The 24,759-nt window shown below is 45.0% G+C and carries 33 protein-coding genes and 1 tRNA gene; 15 read left to right on the top strand and 19 right to left on the bottom strand.

The genetic code is table 11. From position 1 onward, the window contains the following. Nucleotides 1-271 precede the first annotated feature (271 nt). Genes Q7S83_00695 through Q7S83_00680 form a run of 4 tightly spaced genes read left to right on the top strand, consistent with a single transcriptional unit; the run spans nucleotide 272 to nucleotide 3,778 of the window. The gene (locus tag Q7S83_00695) at nucleotides 272-1,522 is read left to right on the top strand and encodes a GIY-YIG nuclease family protein (GenBank protein ID MDO8466643.1); all 1,251 of its coding nucleotides are present in this window, start codon (nucleotides 272-274) and stop codon (nucleotides 1,520-1,522) included. Between the two features lie 26 nt (nucleotides 1,523-1,548). After that, nucleotides 1,549-1,899, top strand: a complete 351-nt coding sequence (locus Q7S83_00690) for a phage holin family protein (GenBank protein ID MDO8466642.1) — start codon at nucleotides 1,549-1,551, stop codon at nucleotides 1,897-1,899. A gap of 12 nt (nucleotides 1,900-1,911) precedes the next feature. Continuing rightward, nucleotides 1,912-2,121 (top strand): preprotein translocase subunit SecG, encoded by a 210-nt coding sequence (gene secG / locus Q7S83_00685; protein MDO8466641.1) that lies wholly within the window; start codon nucleotides 1,912-1,914, stop codon nucleotides 2,119-2,121. Then, nucleotides 2,111-3,778 (top strand): peptide ABC transporter substrate-binding protein, encoded by a 1,668-nt coding sequence (locus tag Q7S83_00680; protein ID MDO8466640.1) that lies wholly within the window; start codon nucleotides 2,111-2,113, stop codon nucleotides 3,776-3,778. The genes secG and Q7S83_00680 overlap by 11 nt, the downstream gene beginning before the upstream one ends. Nucleotides 3,779-3,813: 35 nt before the next feature. Here Q7S83_00680 and Q7S83_00675 read toward each other — a convergent pair whose 3' ends face one another. The 7 genes from Q7S83_00675 to Q7S83_00645 are packed head-to-tail and all read right to left on the bottom strand — an operon-like array spanning nucleotide 3,814 to nucleotide 10,772. Continuing rightward, nucleotides 3,814-4,914: a DnaJ C-terminal domain-containing protein gene (locus tag Q7S83_00675; GenBank protein ID MDO8466639.1), complete on the bottom strand. Its 1,101-nt coding sequence runs from the start codon at nucleotides 4,912-4,914 to the stop codon at nucleotides 3,814-3,816. Between the two features lies 1 nt (nucleotide 4,915). Further along, entirely contained in the window at nucleotides 4,916-5,845 is a 930-nt protein-coding gene (locus Q7S83_00670) for a hypothetical protein (protein MDO8466638.1), read from the bottom strand. Nucleotides 5,846-5,875: 30 nt separating this feature from the next. Next, on the bottom strand, nucleotides 5,876-7,741 hold the full coding sequence (gene dnaK, locus Q7S83_00665) for a molecular chaperone DnaK (GenBank protein ID MDO8466637.1): 1,866 nt from the start codon (nucleotides 7,739-7,741) through the stop codon (nucleotides 5,876-5,878). Nucleotides 7,742-7,766: 25 nt separating this feature from the next. After that, on the bottom strand, nucleotides 7,767-8,219 hold the full coding sequence (locus Q7S83_00660) for a nucleotide exchange factor GrpE (GenBank protein MDO8466636.1): 453 nt from the start codon (nucleotides 8,217-8,219) through the stop codon (nucleotides 7,767-7,769). Between the two features lie 55 nt (nucleotides 8,220-8,274). Further along, the gene (locus tag Q7S83_00655) at nucleotides 8,275-9,108 is read right to left on the bottom strand and encodes a hypothetical protein (protein ID MDO8466635.1); all 834 of its coding nucleotides are present in this window, start codon (nucleotides 9,106-9,108) and stop codon (nucleotides 8,275-8,277) included. A 4-nt stretch (nucleotides 9,109-9,112) separates the two neighbouring features. Next, a complete protein-coding gene (locus tag Q7S83_00650; protein ID MDO8466634.1) occupies nucleotides 9,113-10,282 on the bottom strand; it encodes a hypothetical protein in 1,170 nt (389 codons plus the stop codon). A gap of 25 nt (nucleotides 10,283-10,307) precedes the next feature. Further along, complete coding sequence (locus Q7S83_00645) at nucleotides 10,308-10,772, bottom strand: hypothetical protein (GenBank protein MDO8466633.1); 465 nt, start codon at nucleotides 10,770-10,772, stop codon at nucleotides 10,308-10,310. A gap of 56 nt (nucleotides 10,773-10,828) precedes the next feature. Between Q7S83_00645 and Q7S83_00640 the strand changes: the two genes are divergently transcribed. Genes Q7S83_00640 through Q7S83_00620 form a run of 5 tightly spaced genes read left to right on the top strand, consistent with a single transcriptional unit; the run spans nucleotide 10,829 to nucleotide 15,468 of the window. Beyond that, nucleotides 10,829-11,737 (top strand): CorA family divalent cation transporter, encoded by a 909-nt coding sequence (locus Q7S83_00640; protein MDO8466632.1) that lies wholly within the window; start codon nucleotides 10,829-10,831, stop codon nucleotides 11,735-11,737. A 52-nt stretch (nucleotides 11,738-11,789) separates the two neighbouring features. Further along, the gene (gene cysS / locus Q7S83_00635; protein ID MDO8466631.1) at nucleotides 11,790-13,169 is read left to right on the top strand and encodes a cysteine--tRNA ligase; all 1,380 of its coding nucleotides are present in this window, start codon (nucleotides 11,790-11,792) and stop codon (nucleotides 13,167-13,169) included. Beyond that, nucleotides 13,170-14,534 (top strand): replicative DNA helicase, encoded by a 1,365-nt coding sequence (gene dnaB / locus Q7S83_00630; GenBank protein ID MDO8466630.1) that lies wholly within the window; start codon nucleotides 13,170-13,172, stop codon nucleotides 14,532-14,534. Nucleotides 14,535-14,569: 35 nt separating this feature from the next. Further along, nucleotides 14,570-15,139 carry a toprim domain-containing protein gene (locus tag Q7S83_00625; GenBank protein MDO8466629.1) on the top strand — a complete coding sequence of 190 codons (570 nt, stop codon included), beginning with the start codon at nucleotides 14,570-14,572 and terminating at the stop codon, nucleotides 15,137-15,139. A 44-nt stretch (nucleotides 15,140-15,183) separates the two neighbouring features. Beyond that, the gene (locus Q7S83_00620) at nucleotides 15,184-15,468 is read left to right on the top strand and encodes a hypothetical protein (protein ID MDO8466628.1); all 285 of its coding nucleotides are present in this window, start codon (nucleotides 15,184-15,186) and stop codon (nucleotides 15,466-15,468) included. A gap of 57 nt (nucleotides 15,469-15,525) precedes the next feature. Here Q7S83_00620 and rplU read toward each other — a convergent pair whose 3' ends face one another. After that, nucleotides 15,526-15,834 carry a 50S ribosomal protein L21 gene (rplU, locus tag Q7S83_00615; GenBank protein MDO8466627.1) on the bottom strand — a complete coding sequence of 103 codons (309 nt, stop codon included), beginning with the start codon at nucleotides 15,832-15,834 and terminating at the stop codon, nucleotides 15,526-15,528. 2 nt (nucleotides 15,835-15,836) lie between these two features. Further along, complete coding sequence (locus tag Q7S83_00610) at nucleotides 15,837-16,154, bottom strand: hypothetical protein (GenBank protein MDO8466626.1); 318 nt, start codon at nucleotides 16,152-16,154, stop codon at nucleotides 15,837-15,839. Between the two features lie 60 nt (nucleotides 16,155-16,214). On the opposite strand from Q7S83_00610, the gene Q7S83_00605 reads away from it, so the two are divergent. Together Q7S83_00605 and Q7S83_00600 are read left to right on the top strand one after the other, a co-directional pair. After that, entirely contained in the window at nucleotides 16,215-16,961 is a 747-nt protein-coding gene (locus Q7S83_00605) for a glycosyltransferase (protein ID MDO8466625.1), read from the top strand. Nucleotides 16,962-17,080: 119 nt separating this feature from the next. Beyond that, the gene (locus Q7S83_00600; protein MDO8466624.1) at nucleotides 17,081-17,443 is read left to right on the top strand and encodes a hypothetical protein; all 363 of its coding nucleotides are present in this window, start codon (nucleotides 17,081-17,083) and stop codon (nucleotides 17,441-17,443) included. Nucleotides 17,444-17,462: 19 nt separating this feature from the next. Here Q7S83_00600 and Q7S83_00595 read toward each other — a convergent pair whose 3' ends face one another. Further along, on the bottom strand, nucleotides 17,463-18,650 hold the full coding sequence (locus Q7S83_00595) for a peptidoglycan DD-metalloendopeptidase family protein (GenBank protein MDO8466623.1): 1,188 nt from the start codon (nucleotides 18,648-18,650) through the stop codon (nucleotides 17,463-17,465). Between the two features lie 162 nt (nucleotides 18,651-18,812). Between Q7S83_00595 and Q7S83_00590 the strand changes: the two genes are divergently transcribed. Continuing rightward, nucleotides 18,813-18,886 (top strand) — tRNA-Met (locus Q7S83_00590). Between the two features lie 39 nt (nucleotides 18,887-18,925). Here Q7S83_00590 and Q7S83_00585 read toward each other — a convergent pair. The 3 genes from Q7S83_00585 to Q7S83_00575 are packed head-to-tail and all read right to left on the bottom strand — an operon-like array spanning nucleotide 18,926 to nucleotide 20,763. Then, entirely contained in the window at nucleotides 18,926-19,417 is a 492-nt protein-coding gene (locus Q7S83_00585; GenBank protein ID MDO8466622.1) for a DUF5667 domain-containing protein, read from the bottom strand. A 25-nt stretch (nucleotides 19,418-19,442) separates the two neighbouring features. Beyond that, complete coding sequence (locus tag Q7S83_00580) at nucleotides 19,443-20,273, bottom strand: DUF5667 domain-containing protein (protein MDO8466621.1); 831 nt, start codon at nucleotides 20,271-20,273, stop codon at nucleotides 19,443-19,445. Next, entirely contained in the window at nucleotides 20,257-20,763 is a 507-nt protein-coding gene (locus Q7S83_00575; GenBank protein ID MDO8466620.1) for a sigma-70 family RNA polymerase sigma factor, read from the bottom strand. The genes Q7S83_00580 and Q7S83_00575 overlap by 17 nt, the downstream gene beginning before the upstream one ends. Nucleotides 20,764-20,866: 103 nt before the next feature. Here Q7S83_00575 and Q7S83_00570 point away from each other — a divergent pair, with 103 nt between their 5' ends. Next, nucleotides 20,867-21,103, top strand: coding sequence for a hypothetical protein (locus Q7S83_00570; GenBank protein ID MDO8466619.1), 237 nt, complete (start codon nucleotides 20,867-20,869; stop codon nucleotides 21,101-21,103). Nucleotides 21,104-21,417: 314 nt separating this feature from the next. On the opposite strand, the gene Q7S83_00565 is transcribed toward Q7S83_00570, so the two are convergent. From Q7S83_00565 to Q7S83_00555, 3 genes are read right to left on the bottom strand one after another with little or no spacing between them, the layout of a single operon-like run. Next, nucleotides 21,418-21,756: a hypothetical protein gene (locus Q7S83_00565; GenBank protein ID MDO8466618.1), complete on the bottom strand. Its 339-nt coding sequence runs from the start codon at nucleotides 21,754-21,756 to the stop codon at nucleotides 21,418-21,420. Nucleotides 21,757-21,796: 40 nt separating this feature from the next. Next, nucleotides 21,797-22,276 carry a hypothetical protein gene (locus tag Q7S83_00560; GenBank protein ID MDO8466617.1) on the bottom strand — a complete coding sequence of 160 codons (480 nt, stop codon included), beginning with the start codon at nucleotides 22,274-22,276 and terminating at the stop codon, nucleotides 21,797-21,799. 37 nt (nucleotides 22,277-22,313) lie between these two features. Further along, a complete protein-coding gene (locus Q7S83_00555; protein MDO8466616.1) occupies nucleotides 22,314-22,538 on the bottom strand; it encodes a DUF167 family protein in 225 nt (74 codons plus the stop codon). 182 nt (nucleotides 22,539-22,720) lie between these two features. Between Q7S83_00555 and Q7S83_00550 the strand changes: the two genes are divergently transcribed. Next, nucleotides 22,721-23,026 (top strand): hypothetical protein, encoded by a 306-nt coding sequence (locus Q7S83_00550; GenBank protein ID MDO8466615.1) that lies wholly within the window; start codon nucleotides 22,721-22,723, stop codon nucleotides 23,024-23,026. A gap of 56 nt (nucleotides 23,027-23,082) precedes the next feature. Here Q7S83_00550 and Q7S83_00545 read toward each other — a convergent pair whose 3' ends face one another. Both Q7S83_00545 and Q7S83_00540 read right to left on the bottom strand, forming a co-directional pair. Next, entirely contained in the window at nucleotides 23,083-23,304 is a 222-nt protein-coding gene (locus tag Q7S83_00545) for a hypothetical protein (protein MDO8466614.1), read from the bottom strand. A gap of 221 nt (nucleotides 23,305-23,525) precedes the next feature. Beyond that, a complete protein-coding gene (locus Q7S83_00540; GenBank protein ID MDO8466613.1) occupies nucleotides 23,526-23,996 on the bottom strand; it encodes a GNAT family N-acetyltransferase in 471 nt (156 codons plus the stop codon). A gap of 33 nt (nucleotides 23,997-24,029) precedes the next feature. Between Q7S83_00540 and Q7S83_00535 the strand changes: the two genes are divergently transcribed. After that, the gene (locus tag Q7S83_00535) at nucleotides 24,030-24,275 is read left to right on the top strand and encodes a GIY-YIG nuclease family protein (GenBank protein MDO8466612.1); all 246 of its coding nucleotides are present in this window, start codon (nucleotides 24,030-24,032) and stop codon (nucleotides 24,273-24,275) included. Between the two features lie 81 nt (nucleotides 24,276-24,356). On the opposite strand, the gene Q7S83_00530 is transcribed toward Q7S83_00535, so the two are convergent. Further along, nucleotides 24,357-24,752 carry a hypothetical protein gene (locus tag Q7S83_00530; GenBank protein ID MDO8466611.1) on the bottom strand — a complete coding sequence of 132 codons (396 nt, stop codon included), beginning with the start codon at nucleotides 24,750-24,752 and terminating at the stop codon, nucleotides 24,357-24,359. Nucleotides 24,753-24,759 lie beyond the last annotated feature (7 nt).

Genomic DNA, 24,759 nt, shown 5'->3' with positions numbered 1-24,759 from the left:
CCATCCTTCGCAAAGTTTCTTTATACAAGATATTGGCAATCTTCCCGAGATTCCCAGAAACGGCGGACCGTTTTCCTTTCTTGCCCGCAAGACATCGCTCTACGGTTAAACCACATATGGATACGGCGAATAGTTTCAACACTTTCTCGTGAGGCGCTTTTTTTAGAGGCCAACCCAAGAGCAGATCGACGCTCTTAAGGCACGTATCTTTGTCGTGAGTCATTCTATTCCTTTGAGATTTAGAGAGCTTCGGCTATAATACCAGCGCAATATGCACCAGTCAATTATCCAAAAAATTAAAAACTCACCCACCGAACCAGGAGTTTATACCTTCTATCAGGGCAATGCAGTCCTATATATAGGAAAGGCGGCTAATCTCAAAAATAGGCTTAAATCGTATTTGAAGATTACCGACCTGAAAACCCAGTCCCTTCACGAAGAAGCGGATCATTTGGAATACACGGTTTTACGCTCCGACATCGAAGCCCTGATAGAAGAATCGCGGCTGATTAAATCTTTAAAGCCGAAATACAACGTTTTGTGGATGGACGACAAGACTTATTCTTATGTCCACTTTACAAAGGACACCTTCCCGAAAATCGTCGTTGGGCATGAAAATCTTCATCGTCGTTCGTCGTTAGTCGTTAGTCGTGCACGGATCGGCCCCTTCACCGACGGTGGCGCCCTGCGGATTGTTTTAAAATTACTTCGCCGCTCATTCCCCTACTGCTCTTGCTTCCAACTTCATTTCCGCGACTGCTTAAACGCGCAAATCGGAAAATGCTTCGGTTTTTGCTGCAAAAAAGATGGAGTAATCGCCAACCTGCCTGCCGGCAGGCAGGTAATGCGAATCTGGAAAAGTAATATTGCGAATAGAAAACAATATCAGAAGAATATCCGGGCGATAAAAATGGTTTTAAATGGCACGGGCAAAAAGCTTATGGCATCGCTTAAAGACGAAAAGGAGCGCTGGGCATTGGAAAGAATCTTTGAGCACAAAGAATTTTTGAATACTTATACCGTTAAACCCTCGGAGTTGGATATCCAAAAAATAGAATGCTACGACAACTCAAACTTTGCCGGGAAAGAAGCGGTAGGAGCGATGACGGTATTGGTAAAACGAGATGGCGTTTGGATGTCGGATAAAAACTCTTACCGGAAATTTAAGATAAAATCAGCGCCTACTCGTGACGACCCGAGGATGATTAGTGAGGTTTTGGGGCGCCGCTTAAATCATCCCGAATGGCCATATCCCGATCTGATCGTGATCGATGGCGGTATTACCCAATATCGGGCGGCGAAACGAGTACTGGACGAATTCCACAAACGACACACGACTGACGACATACGACTTGTTTCGTACGCCAAACCTCATCGCAAAGTAATCGGCATGGCCGAAGCGCCAAAAGAACTTCAAGAGTTGATCGAGCGCGCTATTCATCAAACTCACAACTTCGTGATCCGCTATCACCGCCAGGTTCGCAGCAAGGCAATGTTTGCTACGCGTACCAGCCTGATATAAATTAAGTGGGATGGTATAATAAAGTAATGATTAGCATATTAATTAGCCTCGGTTCTAACTTAGCGGCTTTATTGGCGGCGGAGTACTTAATCTCGGGGTTCGCGGTTACCGATGATTGGATGGGAATCGCGATCGTCGTAGTCCTTTTGACCCTCGCTAACTCGTTCGTCCTACCCATTTTGCGCTTTATGCTCAAACCTCTAATCTGGCTAACGATGGGAATCTTAGGTTTTGTGCTGAACGGCGCCCTTATCTATTTGGTTGACATTTTCTCTTCGGGGCTTACAATAAGTGGATTAATACCTTTGGTTTTGGCGACTATAGTGATTGGAGCGGTGAACGCGACTATCTCCTATGGAGCTAAAGCTTTCAAATAAACTATGAATATAATGACATTAGCTCAAATATTAGTTTCGGTTATATTAATCATCTTGATTCTACTTCAAGAGCGCTCTTCCACTGGTGGCTTAGGTATTTTCGGAGGTAGTGACGGCGGCTTTTATCAAACCCGCCGTGGATTCGAAAAAGCAATTTTTGGCTTAACTATCGTGGTGGCTTTTGCCTTTGCAGGTCTCGCTCTCTTAAACCTTGTTTTATAAGCTTTTAAAAATCTGGCGGTCTTTTTCTGGCGCAGAGCAAAAACTCTTCGGCGGAGCTTTGATGGTTTTTGCCGTAGCTTCAATCGCATTCAGTCTGGTTTGGTATTACCAAAATACCGATGCCCAGCCGGTAGAGGGCGGGAATTATGTTGAAGGTGTTATCGGTCAGCCGGTCGCTATTAATCCTTTAATCTCGGGAGACAATGAGGCCGACCGCGACCTGATTACTCTACTTTTCGCCAGCCTCTATGATATTTCCGAAAAACGCGAAGCGGATACCGACCAGAAAAACTGGACGGTCACTTTGCGACCTGACTTAAAATGGAGCGATGGCGCCCCGCTGACCAGCGACGACGTGATTTTCACTATCAATATGGTGCAGGATCCGGAGGCCCGATCCCCTCTTTTTGCGACATGGCAGGGCGTGACCATAGAAAGGGTTAGTGAACTGGAGTTACATCTGTCTTTAAAAAATACCTACGCCTTCTTCTTGGAGAACATGAAAAATTTGAGGATTGCGCCTAAACATATATACGACGGCATTCCTCCGCAAAATTTTCGCTTATCCGAATATGGTTTGAAGCCGATCGGAAGCGGTCCCTATAAATTCGTTAATTACGAAAAACGGCCTGATGGCTTTATTGAGCAATACAACTTAATTGCCAACAAAAATTATTCTCTCACAAAACCTTTCATTAAAAATTTCACAGTTAAATTTTTTCCCAACAAAGAAGATGCATTAAAGGCTTTCAATATAAAGGGTATTGATGGCATCGGCGGATTAGAAATAGACGACCTAAACGGAATAAAAATTGGCCATAGTGTATTTTCTCCATCTCGTTCCAGATATTACGCGGTTTTCTTGAACCCGAATACCGGGCTTTCTTTGAAAGAAAAAGACGTCCGTAACGCTCTTAGCCTAGCCACCGATAATCAAAGCTTGGTGTCTGAAGTTTTGGGTGGATATGGAACCGTCGCTTATGGACCCATTCCATCAAGTGTTTCCGGATATGATGCATCCGTATATTCCAGCCAGGAATTTTCGATAGAAAAGGCCAATCAGGCTTTGGAAAAGGCCGGCTGGAAGTTAAACGATAAAGGAATCCGGGAAAAGCTGATTCAAAAAAGCAAAGTGATTTTGGAATTTGATTTAGTTTTACCCGAAGCCCGTTTTTTGGTGGAAACCGCCAATGCCCTAAAAGAGTCTTGGGCGAAAATTGGAGTTAAAATTAATCCTGCAGTTTTGAAATCGGCCGATATCATCAACGGCATAATCAAGCCGAGAAACTACCAAATGATTCTATTCGGCAACACTTTAAATAAAACTCCCGACATTTTTTCTTTCTGGCATTCATCGCAGCGTTTTGATCCGGGCCTGAATCTTTCATTGCTCAACGATAAAGCCGTTGATACTTTATTAGAAAATACCAGGCAAGCCCTGGATGAATCCATCCGTAATCAAAATATGTCCAAGATTCAAAAAACTATTTATGAGGCAAAAGCCGCAGTGTTCCTCTACTCCCCCGATTACATTTACGCGGTGTCAAAAAAACTAGGCGGTTTCGCCGAGGACCCTATTGCTTATTCTTCGAATCGATTCGATAACGTGGCTGCTTGGTATTTGAAAACAGCTAGAGTGTTCAAAAATAGCGACTAGGTCTGCCTGCCGTAGGCAGGGTTTAGCCAGCGGAGTTAGTTCAGTTCGTCTTTCAATTCCTCGAGAAGCTTTTTAACTTTCGAGCTTACTTTTTTTGGAGTTTTAATATCCCACTCCACATACAAATCTCCTCGGCCACGGCCACCAAAACGATTCATTCCTTCTCCCGGAATACGCATTTTATCTTTCAAACTAATTCCCGCGGGGATTTCAACATGGAGTTTATTTCCGCCAATAGTGAAAATTTCAATCTTCTCGCCAAGCAGGACGTTCACCAGATCAACCTGCTTCTTAGTAACCAAGTCGTCGCCCCGACGCTCAAAAATTTTATGCGGCGCAATTCTTATCCGTACATACAAATCACCAGCCTCTGCGCCGCGCTCTCCCGCTTCACCAGCCTTAGTAATCTTAATCAATTGGTCATCACTGACTCCCGGAGTAATCTCTACGGTAATTTCCCGACTGGAAAGGACACGACCGGCATTCCCGCATTTATCGCAAGGCTTATTTGGCACCTGCCCTGAACCTACACATTTCGGGCAAGTTTTTACCTGCGCAAAATTACCGAAAAAAGTATTCCGGCTTTCTTTTATCTCGCCCCGGCCACTGCAAGTAGCGCATTCGGTCGTGCCGGCAGTTTTGTCATAGCCGATGCCGGTGCAGGCCTCACAGACGGAGTATATCTTAGTTCTAATTAGCTTTTCCGTGCCTCGAAAAGCTTCTTCGAGGGTAAGTTCTTGGATAAATTCTACATCAGAGCCTCGTCGGTAATTATTACGTTTTTTCACACCCATTCCTTCAAAGAAGGCCTCAAATATTTCACTGACATTACCCATATCATCAATATTGCTCGGGTCAAAACCAAAGCCGAACTCAAAATTACTGCCAAAGGGTGAGCCATTTCCAAACGGAGAGCCACCCGTTTGCCCATCGTGAACCCGGCCAAAGCGATCAAATTGCTCCTTCTTCTCCTTGTTGGACAGTATTTGATAAGCCTCATTTATTTCTTTAAATTTGTCGGCGCTGCCTCCGGATTTATCCGGATGGTATTGATGGGCCAGCTTTCGGTAGGCTTTCTTGATGTCGTCCTCGGTGGCGCCCCGCTCAACTCCCAAAATCTTGTAATAATCCTTCATTTTATTTGATAACTATAACTTCTTTATCTATACTCTGCAATTGAATTTCGAAAAATTTTAAACTAAGTAGCAAGCTATAAATTCCATACGCCAAAGCAATCGCCAGCCAATTAACAAAAATCAAAATAAATTTCAAAAGTAGGAAAATAATGAATCCCGCTGCTACCAAAATTAAGTTTCTCACCAGTGGGGAATAATTTAATATTTTCCCCAGCGTAGCCTTATAAACTATATCAATAACCTTATCTCCGCCGGAAACCGGTATTTTAATGTAATTTCCCAAGATAACCATCAGCCGATCAGAGGCCTGCTGAATCACCTGACTCTTTATTTCTGCTGGGGCGAGTTTTAAATCATCGGGTAAAAGACTGGCGGCAATCTGTGTGATGGTGTGGCGGATAGTAAAACCGGGTATGTAGCTGGAAAAAATCGGCTCCATCGGTTTAATTGCTACCTCCAAAGTCTTTTTTAGCGAGGCCGGATCGGAAAAATTAAATAATGACAGATAGGCCAAGATAGCAAAAATAGAAATTCCGGATGAGGCAAAACTTGCCGATGTACTCGCCATTCCCCAAAACTTAACTTTCAGATTATTTTGCACAGAGAATTGAGTTCGCCGGTTTGAGAAAAATATCAAACAGAAAGCGATTAGGGTGCCGGAGAAAAGAATCATTGAGGCGCTACCCAAAAACGACACAGTCATTGCTGCTGCCGATAAGCCGGAACTCACGGAGGAAATCACCCAATCTCCCTCTAGAATGTTGAATACAATTACAGCAGCCAGAAATACCAAACCCATTACTATCGCGACTACAAAAATACCCAAATGGGCGGAACTAATGAAGTTTTTGAAGAAAACACCAAACAAAAACGCCGATACGACCGGTAAAGAGGTTATAAAGAGCACCTTAACTGAGAAGTTATTGTGCATTGCGAGCTATGAGTTAATTATACATTATCCCTACTTAGCCTCTGGTTCTTTAGGCGGGTTGCCATACATTGCCTGACCGATTTTCTGAATTTCAACGGAAAGAGCATCGGAAGCAGTTTTGATCATAGCGGCATCCTGCCCATCTTTGACCGCTTTCACAGCCTCAATTTTTTTAGTGATTGCCTCTTTAACATCTGCCGGAACTTTTTCGCCGCCGTCTTTAAGAGCCTTTTCCGAAGCATAAATCAGATGCTCCGCATTATTTTTTGCTTCTGCTAATTCTTTTTTCTGCCGGTCTTCAGCGGCATATTGCACCGCCTCCGCCTTCAGTTTTTCGATTTCCTCTTTGGATAAGCTGGTATTCGCTTCAATACGAACAGTTTGGGTTTTACCGCTAGCTTTGTCTTTTGCAGAAACACTCACGATTCCATTAGCGTCAATGTCAAAGCTAACTTCAACCTGCGGGGTTCCTCGAGGAGCCGGAGGGATTCCATCCAGCATAAATCTGGCCAAGGTTTTATTTCCCGAAGCGATTTCGCGCTCTCCCTGCAAAACGTGAATTTCCACGGATGGCTGATTATCCGCAGCGGTAGAGAATACCTGCGCTTTAGTGGTTGGAACGGTAGTGTTTTTATCAATAAGTTTAGTGAAAACTCCGCCGAGCGTTTCAATACCAAGAGAAAGTGGTGTAACGTCGAGCAAAAGAATGTCTTTCACGGAGCCTTCAGAAGTCCGGCCTTCAGCTTTCGCAGATAGATTTTCCGCCTGCACCGCAGCGCCAAGCGCCACTACTTCGTCAGGATTTAATTCTTTATGCGGCTCACGGCCAAAGTACTTTTTCACTGCCTCCTGCATTGCGGGCATTCTAGTCTGGCCGCCAACCAGCACTATCTCGTTTATATTGGCCGTAGTATACCCCGCCTCCTTAATGGTTTTATCCAGAATTGAAATTGAAGTATCAATTAATCCTCTCACTAACTCTTCGAGTTTGGTTCGGCTAAATTTCATCAGGAAATGACGCGGTCCGGAAGCATCAGAGGTAACGTAGGGTAAATTTATTTCAGTCTCAAAAGATACCGATAGCTCATGCTTGGCGCGCTCCGCCGCTTCTTTTAAGCGCTGAATGGCGAGCGCATCTTTAGAAAGATCCACTCCTTCAAGCTTTTTATATTCATTAACTAAATACTCAATAATTCTCTTATCAAAGTCATCACCTCCAAGGTGGGTATCTCCGCCGGTGGCCTTAACTTCTACAGTAATCTGGCCATTATCCTCCCCTACTTCCAGCACAGATACGTCAAAAGTTCCTCCACCAAAATCATAGACAACAATCTTTTCGTCTTTCTTTTTATTCAAACCATACGCAAGCGCCGCCGCAGTTGGCTCATTGAGGATTCTTTCTACTTTAAAACCGGCAATTTCACCGGCGTTTTTAGTGGCCTGACGTTGGCTGTCATCAAAATATGCAGGTACGGTAATAACCGCTCCATCTATTTTTTCTCCCAGTTTTGCTTCAGCGTCAGCTTTCAATTTAGCTAAAACCATAGCGGAAATTTCTTCCGGCTTATACCAATCTTCACCCATCTTCACCTCAACGCCTCCAGTTGCCGATTCCTTTATTTCATAAGGCAACCATTTTTTATCGTTCTGAACTTCTGCGTCACTAAATTTCCGGCCGATTAAACGCTTTACCGAAAAAATAGTGTTCTTTGGGTTAGTAATCGCCTGCCGCTTAGCCAAAAGTCCGGCCAATCGCTCATTAGTTTTATTCACCGCGACCATTGAAGGCGTGGTGCGCATACCTTCCGCGTTTTCTAGAATTTTCGGTATACCTGCTTCCGTAATCGCTATTTCAGAATAGGTAGTGCCTAAATCTATGCCGATTATTTTCCCCATATTTTTATATCTAATTGTTTAAATGTTATTTTGCGACCTTAACCTTTGCCGGACGAATCACCCTCCCATTCATTACATACCCCTTACTTACCTCCTCTGCTACCGATCCCGGCGGGTGACTAGATTCCATCTCCCCTACCGATTCCTGGCTTTTGGTATCCAATGGCTTTCCAAGCTCAATAGATATTTTCTCTACTCCATATCTTTTTAAAACTTCCTCAAATTGAGATTTTATTACCGCGGCGCTTTTATCAGATTGGGAAGCGGCCATTGCGAGATCGAAGCTGTCTAAAATTGGTATCAAATCAAGGAGTATGGCCGTATTGGCAATCTTCATAAATTCCTGGGCCCGCACAGATTCATCCTTTTGATAATTTATCAGGTCAGCCTTTGCTCTTTTCCAGCCATTCAAGTACTCCTCTTTTTCTTTGATTAATTTTTCTAATTCTCCTTCTTGGGGAACCTCTATAGTAGCCATGGCCAATATTATAAGAAATTAAAAGCCGGCTGTCAAAACCTATGCAAATATCAGGTTAGAGCTTGGCGCAGAGAATCTTAGCTCCAGGATAATTGGAGCTGTTAACTGTTTGAGTAATACCAATCATAAATTGACCATCTGGGCATTTTAATTCCCATCCTCCCGTTCCAGCTCCGTAAACTCCACCAGGAACAATCCAAGGGTGAGTTCCATATGCGGCACTAGGACCTATGCTCGTGTTCGATTGCGAACCCCAGATATTTCCATCGGCAGAAAGATCATTGGTCGGGCCAACGCTCGTAATACCTCCGGATTCAGTCAATGAAGAATCTCCCAGAGAGGAGGCTCCTGTCCATTTCGGAATTTTTCCGGTCGTACCGCTGCCGGTTAATCCGGAGGGCCATGTGGTCTTGCAGACTCCGGCGATACAGATCTCTGTACCATTGATCTTCCCGGTAACGTCCAGCTTGTAAGTTGACCCGGGAGTCCCACCGATACTGATATTTCCGGTAGAGCCTTCAGTGAGATTAGAATTGCCAATAGTCGTTGCTCCGGTGAATTTAGTTAATTTTCCGGAAGTTCCACTACCAACAACACTGACATTGCCGGTTCCGGTTGGCCAGGAGGTTCGGCAATCAACACCGACAACATCGCCAGTTCCAATGCAAAGACCAGTTCTTCCTTTAACATATCCACCAACGTCCAATTTTTGGGTCGGGGCAGCAGTTCCCAAGTTAATGCCAACATTGCCGGTTGCTGAATCAACTTTCAAAGCCCCACCAACGTCCGGAGGAGTAGCGCTTGGATTCGTCCAGCCAAAAGCGACTCCGGCAATCACTAAGCCCGCTACTGAAAAAGAGATTACGTTGGCTAAATTTCTAATCTTCATATTTTTATAAGCAAGAACAGGTGATGCTACTGGGTCCAACGGTATATTTCCCACTACAGGTATATCCGGTCGGTGGAGTGGTCAGGGCCGCATATGGAGTGCCGGAGCCGATATAGCTGACAACTTTTGCTCCGGTTGCACAGGTTAGACCGCAAATTGCTGTTCCACTGGTCGGACCTGGGCCAGTAGCGGGTATAGAAGAAGTGCAGGTTGCCGGGCCGGGAGCTGGAGCCGGAGCTGGAGCCGGAGCGCCAGCGGACAAAGTGACGCATTTTGTTGGGAAGATGCCCTGCAAAACCTTGCCGGCACCACAATCTATTTTGGGAATTTCTGAAAGATTGCCCCACGGTACAGCGCCTCCAACCAACTTACCGCTGAAAGAAAAATTACTGGTGACCGATACAGTAGATCCATCATCAATAATATTAGCGTTTCCGATTGTCTCTTGCCCCCGCTTGTCTGATGCGAATTTCGCTAAACGGTTTTTATTGACGATTTGATCGCTTGGGGTCCCAAAAGTAGCAATTGACGATTTTGTTTTAATAACTGATAAACCTGATCCGGAAACTATTTCCGCGCCTTCTGTTTTTTCAACTCCGACTCCCGGAGCTGGCCAAGTAGTGCGACAACCAACGGCCTTATAGGCAACTGTGCTGACTGTACCCGCCGCGCTAGTAACACTGGTAGTAATACCACTTTCTGTCGCCGCGTCACGTAGAGTAACTGCGCCACTTTCACTGGCAGTCCTCAATGTACTTTTATCCGTATAGCCAGCACTGGATAAAGTGTCATGCATGGCGCTAAGAGAGACGCTATGAGAAGATGGAAAAGTTCGTTCACGTGAATCTGTAGTGCTGTGGGAGCTTACTGAAACGGTGTTGGATAATGAGAATAGGCCATCAACTGCAGTTGGACTGGGAACAACCGTCAAATCATCTTTGCCCAAGCAAAAACCCGAACGGCCAACCAGATAACCGGTAATATCTAATTTTTGTGTCGGCGACAAAGTGCCAACGCCAACTTTTCTGTCTGAAGTAACGATTACCTCTCCGGATCCGTTCGGAGGAGTTTCTTTTGGATTGGTCCAGCCGAATGCTAGACCGGCAACCATTACTCCGGTTACTGAAATGGAAACAACATTCGTCCAAAACAAAGGTTTTTTAATTAACTTCATATATTTTTTATTATACCATGCCGAACTATTGGCATTCGCACTGAATACTGCTCGCTCCGACAGTCGGTTTACCGTTACAAATATATTTCCCTTGCGCCTGATCAAACGATACGAACGGCGTGCCGACGCCTGTATATTTCACGATCTGAGGTTTTTTGCCTGCTGGGCAGAGCACGGAACAGATAGCGGTACCGGAAGTGAGCCCCGGACCGGTGGCCCCGACATTTCCCGTGCATCCCGGGCCGCTAGCAGAACTGGAAGGCGCAACCGATCCGGTGATTAGCGAAACGCAGATACGCGGATTAATTGACTGCAAAACATAACCCTTGCCACAGTCGGCGGGAATATCTCCAATTTGAGACCAGACGATTTTTATTTTTGGAGAAGTGAATGGCCAGAAACCGAAAGCGTAATTCGCCATCACTAAACCCAAGCCAACTAAAGCTAGAACGCTAATCCAAAAAAGAGGTTTCTTCAGAGTCATTACCATATTGTATAATTATAGTAGTGCTAGTCGCTAATGGCTAGTGGCTAGTTGCTGCCCCTATGTGGATAACCAAATCCCCTAAAATTACCTGGATAGACATCCTAAAGCCCACTAAAACGGACATTGATTTTTTGAAGAAACAACATGACTTTCACCCGATCATTTTGGATGAGCTGCTGCATTTTTCCAGTCGATCCCGCGTTGAATTTTACAATAATTATTTGTTCCTTACCTATCATCTGCCTATCTACGATAAATCTTTAAAAACCTCCAGAAAAGCGGAGGTGGATTTCTTGATAACTAAAAATAAGATTATTACCATCCATTATGAAGATTTGGAGCCGATTGATACATTTATGAGGACTATAAGTAATAATCAAAATTTCAAAAATCAGGCGATGCAGGACACAGCACGCTGTGGCTACTATTTAATTCAGGCGATTATCAGCTTCTCAATGCGCCAGTTGCGCCACGTGGAAGACAACATTCAGGAAATATCAAAAGAGATTTTCAAAGGCAAGGAGACGCAGTTATTGCAAAAGATTTCTTACGCCAAGCGCGACGTTCTCGACTACAGCATCATCAGCGCTCCGCAAGAAATTTTACTGACTTCCCTTGGAGACGTCGGAGTGAAATTTTGGGGAGAAGACTTCGGAATCTATTTTGATGATTTGGTCGGCGATTATTCTAAGGTAACCCAGCACGTGGAAAATTATCGCGCGACCATTGAAGCTCTGGAGACCACTAACGGCCAGCTTCTTAACGCAAAAACCAACTCGGTAATGCAACGATTCACAATCTTCGCTTTTCTGGCCGTTCCCTTGTCCATCTTTTTATCTCTCGCTTCAATCAACTTCGTTGAAAGATATATTGTTGAGCACCAGCTCACTTTTTGGGCCATCTTCGTAATTATTGGTATAATTCTAGTCACGCTGGTCGTCTCTTTTAGAAGAAAGGGCTGGCTATAGCGCGAAGCGCAATATTGCAATGTTTAAAAATTTAAATATTTAAATAAAAAGGGTGATAATTTTTGATACCTTGTCCGGTGAAAAAAAACCGCTCCTGATTCCGGAGAGCGGTAAATTAAAGCTGTTCGTCTGCGGGCCGACCGTTTACGACTTGGCGCATATCGGCAACGGCCGTACTTATGCCGCTTTTGATTCCATAATCCGCTATCTGCGCTCGCAAAAGATAAAAGTTTTTTATTTACAAAACATCACTGACATTGATGATAAAATAATCAACCGCGCCAAGGAAGAGAAAAAATATCCGGAAACAATCGCTAATTTTTATACCAAAGCCTACAAGCAGGATATGAAGGAGCTGCGAGTGGATTCGGTCAATAAATACGCTAAAGCTACCAGCTACATCAGGCAAATTGTTAAACAGATTCAAGCTTTGATTGATAAAGGAGTCGCCTATAAGATTGAAAGCGAAGGATATTATTTTGATATTTCAAAATTTCCGGATTACGGGAAATTATCCCATCGCACACTAGAGCAGGCCGAGGATTCGGTTTCCAGAATTGATGACGCGATAAATAAACGCAACAAAGGAGATTTCTGCCTCTGGAAATTCGAGAAGCAGGGAGAGCCGAGCTGGAAAACCCCTCTGGGATCCGGAAGGCCCGGCTGGCATATTGAAGATACGGCAATCACTGAATATTTCTTCGGCCCGCAATATGACATCCACGGCGGCGGTATCGATTTGAAATTTCCTCATCACGAAGCGGAGATAGCCCAGCAGGAATCGGCTTCCGGTAAAAAACCGATGGTGAAACTTTGGATGCATGCTGGGCATCTTTTGGTAAACGGCGCCAAGATGGCGAAGAGCGCGGGAAATTTCATCACTATCCGCGACTTTTTAAAAACCCACTCCCCCACCCTTTTCCGATATCTGGTGGTCAGCCATCATTATCGCTCCCCTCTCGATTACTCCGATAAATTAGCTGAGCAGACAAAAAATTCTATTTCCAATTTACGCCAGTTCATCGGAAAATTACGACTAGTTAGAAAAAAAGAATCCGGCAAACTGGACATTGCAGCCCTGCTTAAAAAATCCGAAGCTGTTTTTCATGCAGCTATGGCCGACGACTTCAATACTCCTGAAGCTTTAGCCGCTTTGTTTGGTGTAGTGAACGCCGTTAATCCGGAAATCTGGAGCTTGTCCCAAAAAGAAGCGGAGATGGTGGCCGATTGGCTCCTGGCGAGACTGCAGACGCTCGGAGTTGAGCTGAAATTTCCTCATATTCCCTTTAAAATACGGGGACTGGTGAAGCAAAGAATGTTATTAAGAAATAATCAACAGTTTGTTCCTGCTGATGTCTTGCGGAAAGAAGTGGAAGAGCTAGGATACATAGTAGACGACACACCAGTCGGTCCGCTGATTCTAAAAAAATAAATGCCCTCGGGAAAATCACAACTTAAATTGCCTCCACAAAGCATCGAGGCGGAAAATTCCGTGCTCGGATCTTTGATGATCGACAAAAGCTCGATTATTCAGGTAGCGGATACGCTGTCTCATATTGATTTTTATCACCCCGGCAACGCCAAAATCTATGAGGCGATTTTTAGTCTTTATGAAAAGCACCAACCAATCGATATTTCCACCGTCTCCAACGAATTAAAAGAAAAGGGGCTTCTAAAAGAAATCGGCGGGTCAACCTATTTAAGTAACCTGCTGGACGGCGTTACGACCGCCTCCAACATTGCTCATTACGCGCAAATCGTAAAAGAAAAAAAGATTTTGCGGGATATGATTCGCGCCTCCGCGGAGATTGCTGAAAAAGCTTTTAATCCGGAAGGTGATATTGAGGAGGCGATGGACAGTATTGAGCAAAAAATCTTTTCAATTTCCCAGCGGTCCGTTCCGCAAAAGTTCGTCCGAATCCACGAAGAACTGCCGAAAGCTTACGAACGAATGGCTAAATTGCACAGTGGCGAAAAGATCCTGGGTGGTTTGAGTACCGGCTTCTACGGATTAGACCAGAAATTATCCGGACTGCGCAATTCCGACCTGATAATCCTCGGCGCCCGCCCGTCTTTGGGTAAAACTTCTCTGGCTTTGGATATCGCCCGCCATGTCGGTATCCATGAACAAAAGCCGGTGGGTATTTTTTCCCTGGAAATGTCCAAGGATCAGGTTATTGATCGTCTGATCTCCGCCGAATCCGAAGTGTCACTTTGGAAATTACGCACCGGGAAACAAATGGATGATTCCGACTTCCAGCTGATCCAGGAAGCTTTGGATAAACTCTCCAAGGCCCCGATCTTCGTTGACGACACTGCTTCTCCGAATATTCTGCAGATGCGCTCAATGGCGCGCCGCCTGCAAGCCGAGCACGGATTAAGTCTGCTGATTGTGGACTATCTGCAGTTAATCCAGCCCCGCACCCACTCCGATAATATGGTCCACCAAATTACAGAAATCTCCCGCAACCTGAAGGCGCTGGGCCGGGAATTAAATGTGCCAATTCTGGCTTTGTCCCAGTTATCTCGCGGCGTTGAACAACGGGACAGTAAAGTCCCCCGCCTGGCCGACCTTCGGGAGTCCGGCTCTATCGAACAGGACGCGGATATCGTACTGCTTCTTTATCGCGAGGATAAAACGAAAGCCAACCCGTCTCCGGAAGAGCAAAATATCGCCCAGGTCATTATTGCTAAACACCGCAACGGACCTACGGGAGCGGTAGAGTTGAGATTCGACCAAGAAAAAGCCAGCTTTAAAAATATCGATAAAGCTCATGTCAGCCCGACCGAGGTTTAAACGTTTAAATATTTAAATAATAAAAATATCCTACAATGGTACCGGAGCCTATTAAAAAATTCGTTGAAGCAGTAGCGAAGCTTCCGGGCATCGGACCTCGCCAAGCTACCCGTTTAGCTTTTTATCTGGCAAATCAGGGAAGGGCGGACGTGCTGGAGTTGGCGCAGGCGGTCAGCGGCTTAAACTCATTGGCGGTCTGCTCATTTTGCTTTGCCACTACTCCGGATTCTGAAATTTGCGCCATCTGCTCTAATCCAAACCGCCGGAAAGACTTAGTGGCAATCGTGGAAAAAGAAACGGATTTGATTTCTTTGGAAAAAGCTAAAAAGTTTGACGGAAGGTATTTGGTTTTGGGAGAACTCAAAAAGGACGGCTTTCTTACCAGTATGCAAAAGCTGCGCTTGAGGACAATTAACTCCGCAGAGGAAGCAATTTTAGCGATGAATCCGACTACTTACGGCGACATCAACGCCTCCCTGATTGCCCAAGAGCTCAAAGAAACCGTTGGAAAAATAACTCGTCTTGGCCGGGGCATCCCCACGGGCGGAGAAATTGAATTTGCCGACGAAGAAACCCTGGCCAGCGCAATTGACAATAGGTCATAATTTTGATATAATCCAAGGCAGAAACCCCAAATAAGGAGGGTCTTATGAATCCGGAAGAGCAGCCGATGAAGGTGTCCGGAATGGCAATGATTGCCGCAATGATGATGGTTTTTGGAGGAATTATTTGGATAGCCGGACTGACAATGGCAGTGATTGGAGATCGACCGGCGTGGGTACTTAGCATTTTTCTGATTGGAGGAACGAGTCTCATGATTGTAGGAGGCATCTTCCACCACAACCTCACGATGACCGAAGAAGAAGGTAAGCTCCCGACTCCCCCGCCAGCAGGGCAAGAGAATGGCTGCGAAGAAGATCCTGGCCATTGTTGAGGAGGACACGGAAAAAACCGCAGTTAGCGGCAAAGCCCCCTAAAATCGGGGGCTTTTTTATTTAATGCCGGTAATCTCTACTTCAGTGAACTTCTGGCGATGGCCCTTCTTCTTACGGAAACGGGTCTTGGAGCTGTATTTAAATACAATCACCGTTTTAGCGTGTCCTTGGCGGAGAATTTTCGCTTCTACTTTAGCGTCCGCAACATAAGGAGCGCCGATTTTTACATTCTCACCGTCCGCTACTAACAAAACTTTATCGAAAGCTAAATTATCCCCTACCGGAGATTCTAATTTTTCAATCTTAAGTTTTTGCCCGGCTGCAACCTTATATTGCTTTCCTCCGGTTTCTATTACTGCGAACATATCTAATTAACAGATACTATAACCGAAATATAAATTAAAATCAACAGGCTGATGAGGGTGCTGGTAAATGGGAGCAAAACAGCTATTTTTCTATCTCTTTTTAACAATCCTAAAGTCAGCAAAAAATTCACTACATTGATCGCCAAAACAACTGCTAACGTCCCCCAAACTTCACCAACTTGGCTGATAAAATTTATTCCTCGAACGCTGTCTAGTCTAACCACCAGCAGATTGCCTGATCCGCCAAAATGAATGTAAAATAAAGCAACGGCAAACGCCAGTAATATAAACGGCACAGCCAGAAATAATTTTATGAACATACCCGGTGCTAAAATATTTTTATCATTTTCTTATTCATCACAAATTCTATAAATTAAGTTATGCAAACAAACAATAGCACAGTGAAAGTTTTAGCACCGGGCATATCTTTTATTATACCCGCCAAGAACGAAGAGGCCTACATCGGATCAACTATTGAGCACATCTTAAAACAGCCCGCCGATTTGGTCAAAGAAATAATTGTGGTAGACAACAACAGCATTGACCGCACATCGGAGGTTGCCGCCAGGTATCCCAAAGTGAAAGTTCTTAAGGAAACGGTGTCGGGAACCAACCGGACCCGTCAGCGTGGGGTGGATGTCGCCACGGGCGACATCTTAGCGTTCATCGATGCTGACAATTGGCTTGCGGAAAATTGGAGCGAAGTGGCTTTAAGTTATCTTACGCAGCCGGGAGTTGTCGCTGTTGCCGGAGTTTACCGCTATCGCGACGTTGGTCCAATCGGCCGTTGGTTCACTCTCTACGGCTTTTTGCTGGTCGCCTACCCGGTCTATTGGCTGGTGCATTACATCCTCCGAAAAGGCAGCGTAGTGCAAGGGGGCAATTTAGCAGTTTGGCGCTCCGCTCTGCAAAGGATCGGCGGCTTGGACATCAACTATGTTTTTTATGGTGATGACGTGAATACAGGAAAACAGCTACGCAAGATTGGCAAGGTTCTATTTACTCATAAATTAGTCACCCTGTCTTCGGCGCGCCGGTTTAAGAAAAATGGTTACTTTGCTACTGTCAGCCGCTATTTTCTGAATTTTGTCTGGGTAATCTTTTTCAACCGGCCTTTTGCAAAATAAAGTATCTATGCTATAAAATACACAGCTCACTCAAGGAGGTTTGAATGTTTCGAACGAGACTCTTAGTTGATTTTGAACCGAGCGAACATCCACCGAGCAGAGTAGAATTTCCTTTGTTTATGGACCGTTGGTTGGAGCTGGCCGGAAAAGTCGAGAAGGCTTTTCCATTTAAGTTTGACTGGGAACGACTGGTTTGGCAGGCCAGAATGAATATTGGAGATCCCCTGGCAAATGCGGGCAAAAAAGGTAAGGCACAGGGGGCCGCTTGTTCGATACCCATAGTGACGTTAAGAGTTGATCTGCTAAGAGACGACCGACTCAGCGATGCCGGATTGCCCAAGAAGCCAATTAGCATCTCTCAGGCATTGTGCCAAGACATCGTTTTTGTACCCTGGGAGCATCGGTTGGCTCATAAGATCTACGATTCTATCGACGCTTTGGCAAAAGACATAGTGATCCAATTGGAAAAAACCCGTAACTAAACCGCCGCTTCGGCGGTTTTTATATGCTTCCCGAATATTTACTTACAACTTTTTCAAAAGCTGCGCGATCCATCTCGTTCACCGGATCGCCCGGTGGAATTTCTACCTTGAAAGGATTCACATAAGAACTGAATTTATGCATTTCATAATGCAGGTGGGGGCCTGTGGAAAGCCCGGTTGAGCCCACATAGCCGACAACCTGACCCTGACTCACTTTCGCGCCAACCTTAATCCCCTTGGCTAGGCGAGAAAAATGACCATAGACCGTTTTATACGTGTCGTTATGACGTACAGTAACCGAAATCCCGTAGTAACCATTCCAGCCGGCCTGGGTAACTGTGCCGTCGCCAACGGAAACCGCGGGTGTGCCGGATGGAGCGGCATAATCAATGCCGCGATGCGGTGATGTTTTTTTGGTAATCGGATTATAGCGCGCCAAAGAGTATCCGGAGCTGATATATTTATACTGAAGCGGAGATTTTAAAAATTCTTTCTGCAGAGCCCCGCCGTTCTCATCATAATGACCGGCGCGAGTTTTCTCAGTTCCCTCAAAATAATATCCCTTGAAGGATTCGCCCGCATTGATAAAGCTCGCCGCCATGATCCTTCCCGGCATGACATATCTTCCATCCAGATAGCGCTCTTCGTAGACAACTTTGAAACTGTCGTCTTCTTGAATATCTGTGGCAAAATCTATCTGCCAAGCAAAGGCCTCCGCTAGCGCCAGCGCTAAACGCTCATCTAAGCCCTGGCTGACAATGGTTTGATATAATGATTTCGAAATTACTCCTCCTCCTGACCGCTCTCGTACTTCATAAGGTATCGGTTCAACTTTTGCCCCCCACTTATTTTCTGGATCAGCTTCCGAGTCTGCGTCTTCAACGATTAACTGATTATCAACGTCTATTTTATAAACCATTTTCTTTAAATCTCCGGAAAATACATCGAAGGAAAGGGCCAGCTCCCGGCCGCTCACAATCTTTGCCAGATTATATTTATCTTGAGCGGAATTCAAAATAGATTGAGAGGTAGAAGTCGCTACGCCCAGGTAACGCATTGCGTCTATGAATGTTGCTCCGGTCGGGATAGAAATTCGAATTGTTTGTAAGGGATCCAAGATAAGGCCGGCCGGTTTAATTTGGGCAACCACAATAGCGGCGGCAATCCCCAAAAATAAGCCCAGCAGAATTATTCTTTTTCTTACCATTCTATTTATTTTTTATAAGTCTGGTACCACGTATCATTGACTTAGTGTTTCCCTTATGCTATAATCCCTCATAGCGTGGGTGCATCTTCCAACTTATCAGGATCCGGTCGTACACCGGAGATGTGGGTTCAACTCCCACTGCGCCCATGCTTCTTAATATGTAGGCCCGTAGCTCAAAAGGTCAGAGCAGCGGACTCATAATCTGCGGGTTGAGGGTTCGATTCCCTCCGGGCCCATCCCCTAATTTGAGGGGATTTTTTTACCTAAATACTATATTATTTTTGCCCCTCGTCTTCAATCATCAACAACTCTTCCATTTTTTCTATCTCAGCGGTTAAATCATCAGAACCTTCCTCAGCTCTTTGTAGGAGCTCTTTCAGATCATGGTCAAAATCCTCAGAAATCATTTCCATATCACTCCCCTTCACGATTTCTGCGTGAATAATTTCATTGCCCCTCACTATGTGTTCTGCAAGACGATTGCGAGCTATCTCAAGGCCCTTTGCTTCTACGCCATTCGTCTCCAATTCTAACTCCAGCTCCGCCACCCGTTCGGCGGCAAAGCTTAACTGTAATTTCACTTTAGCTTCGGGACTAAAAGCAAAAATCTCCCTAAGAGTTTCGCCTAATCTATCGAGAAAATAGAAAAAATTAGAGGGAGTTAACCCAGCCAGTGGCAATTCAAAGGAACCATGAGCTAGAGCTAACCCGGAGCCACAATTCACAACAGTAATCGTCATCAAAGCAATAATAATATGCTTGACCATCACCTGATTATAGCACGCAGCGCCCTTACAACTCTATTCCCGCTTTAATTTTCGATTCAATCCTTTTCGGTATAAGCAGTGATTTTACCTCATAGCGAATTTCTTCCTTGAACTCTTCAGGCACCCTGGTTTCAGCGGAGAAAAATTTTGAAACTTCCTCAATCTTATTTTGAACCGCCTGTGAACCTTGGTCATCGGTAATCTGAACTGGAGCTTCCGCTTGAACATCTGCATCAGCGGCAACTCTCATGGAAGCCGCGGCCTGTATGGAGTCTTTTTCTGCTAAACGGGATAAAATTCGGCCGTGCTTTTGTAGCACTGCTTCAAGTTTCACGAGAGATTTCGCTTTGGCTTTAACCAAGGCACGCTCCTCACTTTTTTCCGCTTGCTGGCCTGCCTTAGCCGCGTGTTGTTCAAATCTAGCTTCCACTATGGCCTTCTTTTCCTCATCCAACTCACCATTGTTGGACAATTTTTCCGCCTCCTCAAGTCTCCGCTCTGCTCTGCGGACCTCCCAATCAGCCTTTGCTTCGGCGGACAGGGTGATCTTGGCGCGGATTTCCTCGTTAATACCCACTTTAATCGGATATAAAATATCCCCCGGTAAAGAATTTTCGGATGCGAAAGAGACCCCTCCCCCGGCTAACAGCGCAATCATCAAAGATGCAAACATTGGCATGGGTTTTAAAAATCTAAAAATTACTGACCTTTGATTGGCCTGACGGCTAACCGGCTCGCTCATTACAGCTTCGCCTTTTGCCACAGCATAAAGACGCGCCCGTAAATCGGATTTTTCTTCCGGTTTCATCCGGATTTCTTTCGCTTTTTTAATTATTTCGTTAAATTTCTGTTCCATTTTCTTTTAGAATTTCTCTTATCTGATTCAAGCCTCGATGGATTCGGACGGTGATGTTATTTTCCGTTTCTCCGAGCACCTCCGCAATCTCTTTAATATCTAGGTCGTCTATATATTTCATTGAAATTGCCTGCCGGTGCTTCGGCTCCAATTTTCTTAAAAGCCGGATCATCTCCCCGCCCTCGATAAATTTTAGCAGCCGTTCGTGAGTGTTATCGGCCGGATTAAATCCTGTTTCTTCCATCGCCTCCAGCGAAGCCGCCTTTTTCTTACGGGATTCATCAATTACTATGTTATTCGCCGATTTATAGAGAAAGGCCTTAGGATTATCAATCTTCCCTCCTTTTTTCATATATTCCCAAGTTTTGATGAACACCTCCTGCATCAGCTCCTTTGCGCGCTCCTTTTCAAATACGCGAAAGTAGCAATGCCGGAAAATTGCGTCGGATAAATCGTCGTATAATTTTATGAATTGATCCTCCAATTTCATTATCTATGACGGCCTTTGCCGTCAGTTATTACAATAACAGAAGAGGGTTTGATGGTATAATAAACTTATAAGGTCGACGAAATTCAAATTTTAAAAATAATCCATGGAAGGAGAAATAGTACAAGGCGGGCGTTGCAAATGCGTCCACCACAACATGAAAGCAATCTGGATGATTCTATTCGGTATGCTTTTTCTCTTGGGAGCTTTGGGTGTAGTTTCTAGCGAAATGGTAAAAATTGGCTGGCCGATTATCGTAATCTTGGCTGGAGTCACCAAAATGACCAAGGGAATGTGCAAGTGTTGCGATGGCTGCCAACCCAACAGCGGAAAGTGCTGCTAGGTTAGTTGGTAAATAAAATCTCCCCGATAGGCCCCCTATTCCCACATAAGCTCTCGCAGCGTTGTGAGGTAAAATTCTTTATTTCGAGGAGGAGAATATTGAGGCATAGACTCTATGCCCATTGTTCTACGACATAGAAATAAAGAATTTTAACCACAACCCGGAGGGATGCAATCTTTTTTATTTATTACTTCGTTTTTCGGAATGGAAGTAGAGTCTACATCTTCATTCCGAAAAGCCTCGTACTAAATAAAAAATCTCCGCATCGCTGCAGAGATTTATGAGGGAATAGGGGGCTGGGGGAGATTTTGTTTTTAGACTCTTTTGTCGGCGGGCGAAGCCTGATGGCAACGCTCAATGAATTGGCCGGTCACATAATGGACCTTTTCGTCGCATTCATCCCGCTCAATAAATTTCGCACCGAGGGCGTGCGGACCTTTGATCAGCTGGGTAACAGGCCACAGTTCCGTGGGAGCAAATTCGATTACGTCAGCGCGGGTAAACGGACCCCAATCTCCTTCCCGCTGAAAAAAGCGCACAATCGCTCTGGCTGTTTCTTCTGCTTCAAAATGCCCGAAAGCATTCTGAAAAGAGCGCTCGGTGTCGATATCTTCCGGCCGAATCGGGTAATCCATGGCAGGAATGACTTTCATCTGGCCGCTCCTTAATATTCTGATTAGCATTTTGCAAGAATCATCGAACATTGTCAATCAACGTGACAATCTTTAACCCCAACTCATTACCAAGGCCATATTCCCAGCAGGCGCCGAAGGAATATTCCCAACCAGGTATGAAGTGCAATTCTTTCAATACTCCGGAGCGGAAAATAGTCCCATAGAATTCATCCAACAGTTGGCAGTCTTTTTTGTTCGGCCTGCCCCACCTGCGTGGAAAATCTTTCATAATTTTCCAAATCGGTTTTTCAAACGGCAGCTGGTCAAAAACGCTTTTCCCCGACCTCTGCACTTTTTTAATGGCCTGTTTGAAAATTTCGATATTTCCCGCCACCGTTCCCACGCCTCCCGTGGTAATTGGTCCGCAAACCTGGACGACCGGTTGCGGCATTCTCCGGATGATGCGGATTGCAATCCTCGCTAGTGACTTGAAACTTTTCGCGCGTTTTACCGCTTTTCTGTCCTTCTTAGTCCAGTACTTTGCCGTAGTCCGGTTCAATCGCGCCTCCTTTCAAACTACTAATACGAAAATACCACTAAATGCCGGTTATGCCTATAATCTTTTTTTTAGTCGTATGCCCTATGACTATCCGGACATTGGCGCGGGAAACTTTAAAATAAGCGGCCAGCGCGGCCAAAATTGCGGCATTAGCCTTACCGTCTACCGGAAGCTCTCTGACCGCAACAATATATTCAGTCTCTGAAATTTTCTCTACCCGCTCTTTTCTTGCCCCTGGTTTTGCCGTAACTACAATCTTCATTATTCAAATAGTTTATAGAAAGTTTGCGGGCTAGCCAAGAGCTGCGCAACCAAAAACAAATAGAATATTACGGGTTAGTAAATTATTTTAAAATCCGTTAGTCTAAATGCAGAACATCTAAGGGAACTCTCATGAAAACCGACGGCGACAGCTACAAGGACGCGTCCCTATGGGCGCAGGTAATGAAAAATTGCCTTGAAGAATATTTGAACACACACGACCCCACCAAACGATCAGAGGCCTGGTTGCAAGGCTTGTGTGCCAAGAAGCATGCTGAAGACGTTGGGTTTCCGGTAAGCTACCAAATTTCGACCGTTGGTCATTGGAATAGCGAAAAGCCTCAACACTTTGTTGCGGTAACGCTCTACCGCCTGCCCGCCGATGCCTCCAATCTGGAGCGTGAAAAGTATGACCAGTGGTATAAGAGAATTATTGGAATGACGGATAATGCATCCGAAGATTCCCCTCCCGAACCCCCCAAGCAATAACCACTAAATAAAAAAGGCTCCCAGAAATGGGAGTATTTTATTTGTCAGCTTATTTTTCAACAACAGCGTCGATTCGGACCATCGGGATTTTGCGGCAGAGGCTTCGGAACTTCATTCTTCTGATAGAACACGGCGCGCGACTCCTTGCAGATCCTACAAACCGGTACCTCCCTGCCAGCGGGAACAGTCTTGCCAGAGAGCTTCTCTACACCGTCCTTGCCACCACAATCAACACAGCGATCCTTCTTTTCGGGATTCTCTTTTTCGAAGTTTTCCATCACTGCCTCCTCCTTCTCTGTATGTGCCGATAATTAAAATAACAAAAAATCACCTATAAATCAAGGACTCCGGGAATAGCCCCTCGGAAACGGCGTAAATTGTTTCCAGCGAACAATTTCGCCTCTCCCTCGCCCCGAGGCTATTAAGACCAAGCCGTCGGGGCTCCGGCATGTTCCTCGAAACTATTCCCTACGCTTTGGTTATGCAAAAAAATCAAAACCTAGAGATCGAGGGGGCGGCGCATCCGGATTTTATAATCAGCGAAGTCTAGCTGGCGCCAAAATTCGATTGCCCCACTATTGCGGGCGTCCACGTTCAGCTCTATGTTCTCTACTCCTTTTTTTGCAAACCACTCCAGCGATCTTTGAAAAAGAAGTTCGGCAATCCCCTGCCTCCGGCTTTCTTCTTCAATGAAAGCGTCATAGACCATTCCAATTTTCTTTTCTGTAGAATACTCCGGCGCCGGCTCTACTCCGATGCGGATATATCCGATTAATTTCTTATTTTCTTCCGCCAGTAAAACTAAAGTGTCGGCATCCGTCAGCCAGCCTTCAACCATTTCTTTCAGACCGGAATACTGATTATGAGATTTATAAACCGGATCTATCTCGTGATGATAATTAGCTACCTCGCCCACAAGTCTAGAGAGCTCGATGACGTCACCTTGATCCAGTGTTCGTATATCCATCATATAATCTTACTTTTACGGTATGCTTAATTCAATATGACCTGGTTTGTATATATGGCGCTTTGCGCCGACAAAAGTCTTTATACCGGAATCACGACCGATGTTAAACGCCGCTTTGCCGAACACAAAGCCGGCATCGGCGCGAAGTACACAAGAGCAAAACGCATTGTAAAAATTCTTTACACGGAGAAACGTAAAACTCGCGGCTCGGCATTAAAAAGGGAAATGGAGATAAAGGGATGGAACAGGGAAAAGAAATTAAAGCTAATCGAGAGTAGGTAGTCCCTCGCTACGCTCGGGATTGCTACTGCTAACCAAATTTTCTGCTTCTTCGAATTGAAAATTTGGAGCAGTAGGTAAAAATTAAAAGCTGGTCACGACCCAAAAAGTCAATAGACCGGTCACGGCCAATTCTAAGAGCGGAGTAAGGCCGACACCATAAACTAGCGGCATCTTCGGACCATATTCCCAACGGCCCATAGTCACGGAAATCTTTTCATCAATGAAAGCAAACATCAGAGCGATCACTGCAAAAATGGCCACCTGCATCCAGTTATCCCAAGGATTCAGATTCTGAAATACCGCATAGGTAATTAAATAAAATATTGATATCCAAACCCCGTCTTTAACGGACATTTTCAAAAGTAACTTCACGATATCCTCTCCTTTCATTTTCTGAATGGTTGCATAAAGCCAGCAATGGGAAAATTCCCAGATCACATTGATTAAAAAAGCTACAACAAATATTTTCAGCAACATCACCGAC

Source organism: bacterium (assembly GCA_030646995.1).
GTDB lineage: Bacteria > Patescibacteriota > Minisyncoccia > UBA6257 > WO2-44-18 > JAUSKF01.
This window is presented reverse-complemented; position numbering and strand designations above follow the sequence as displayed.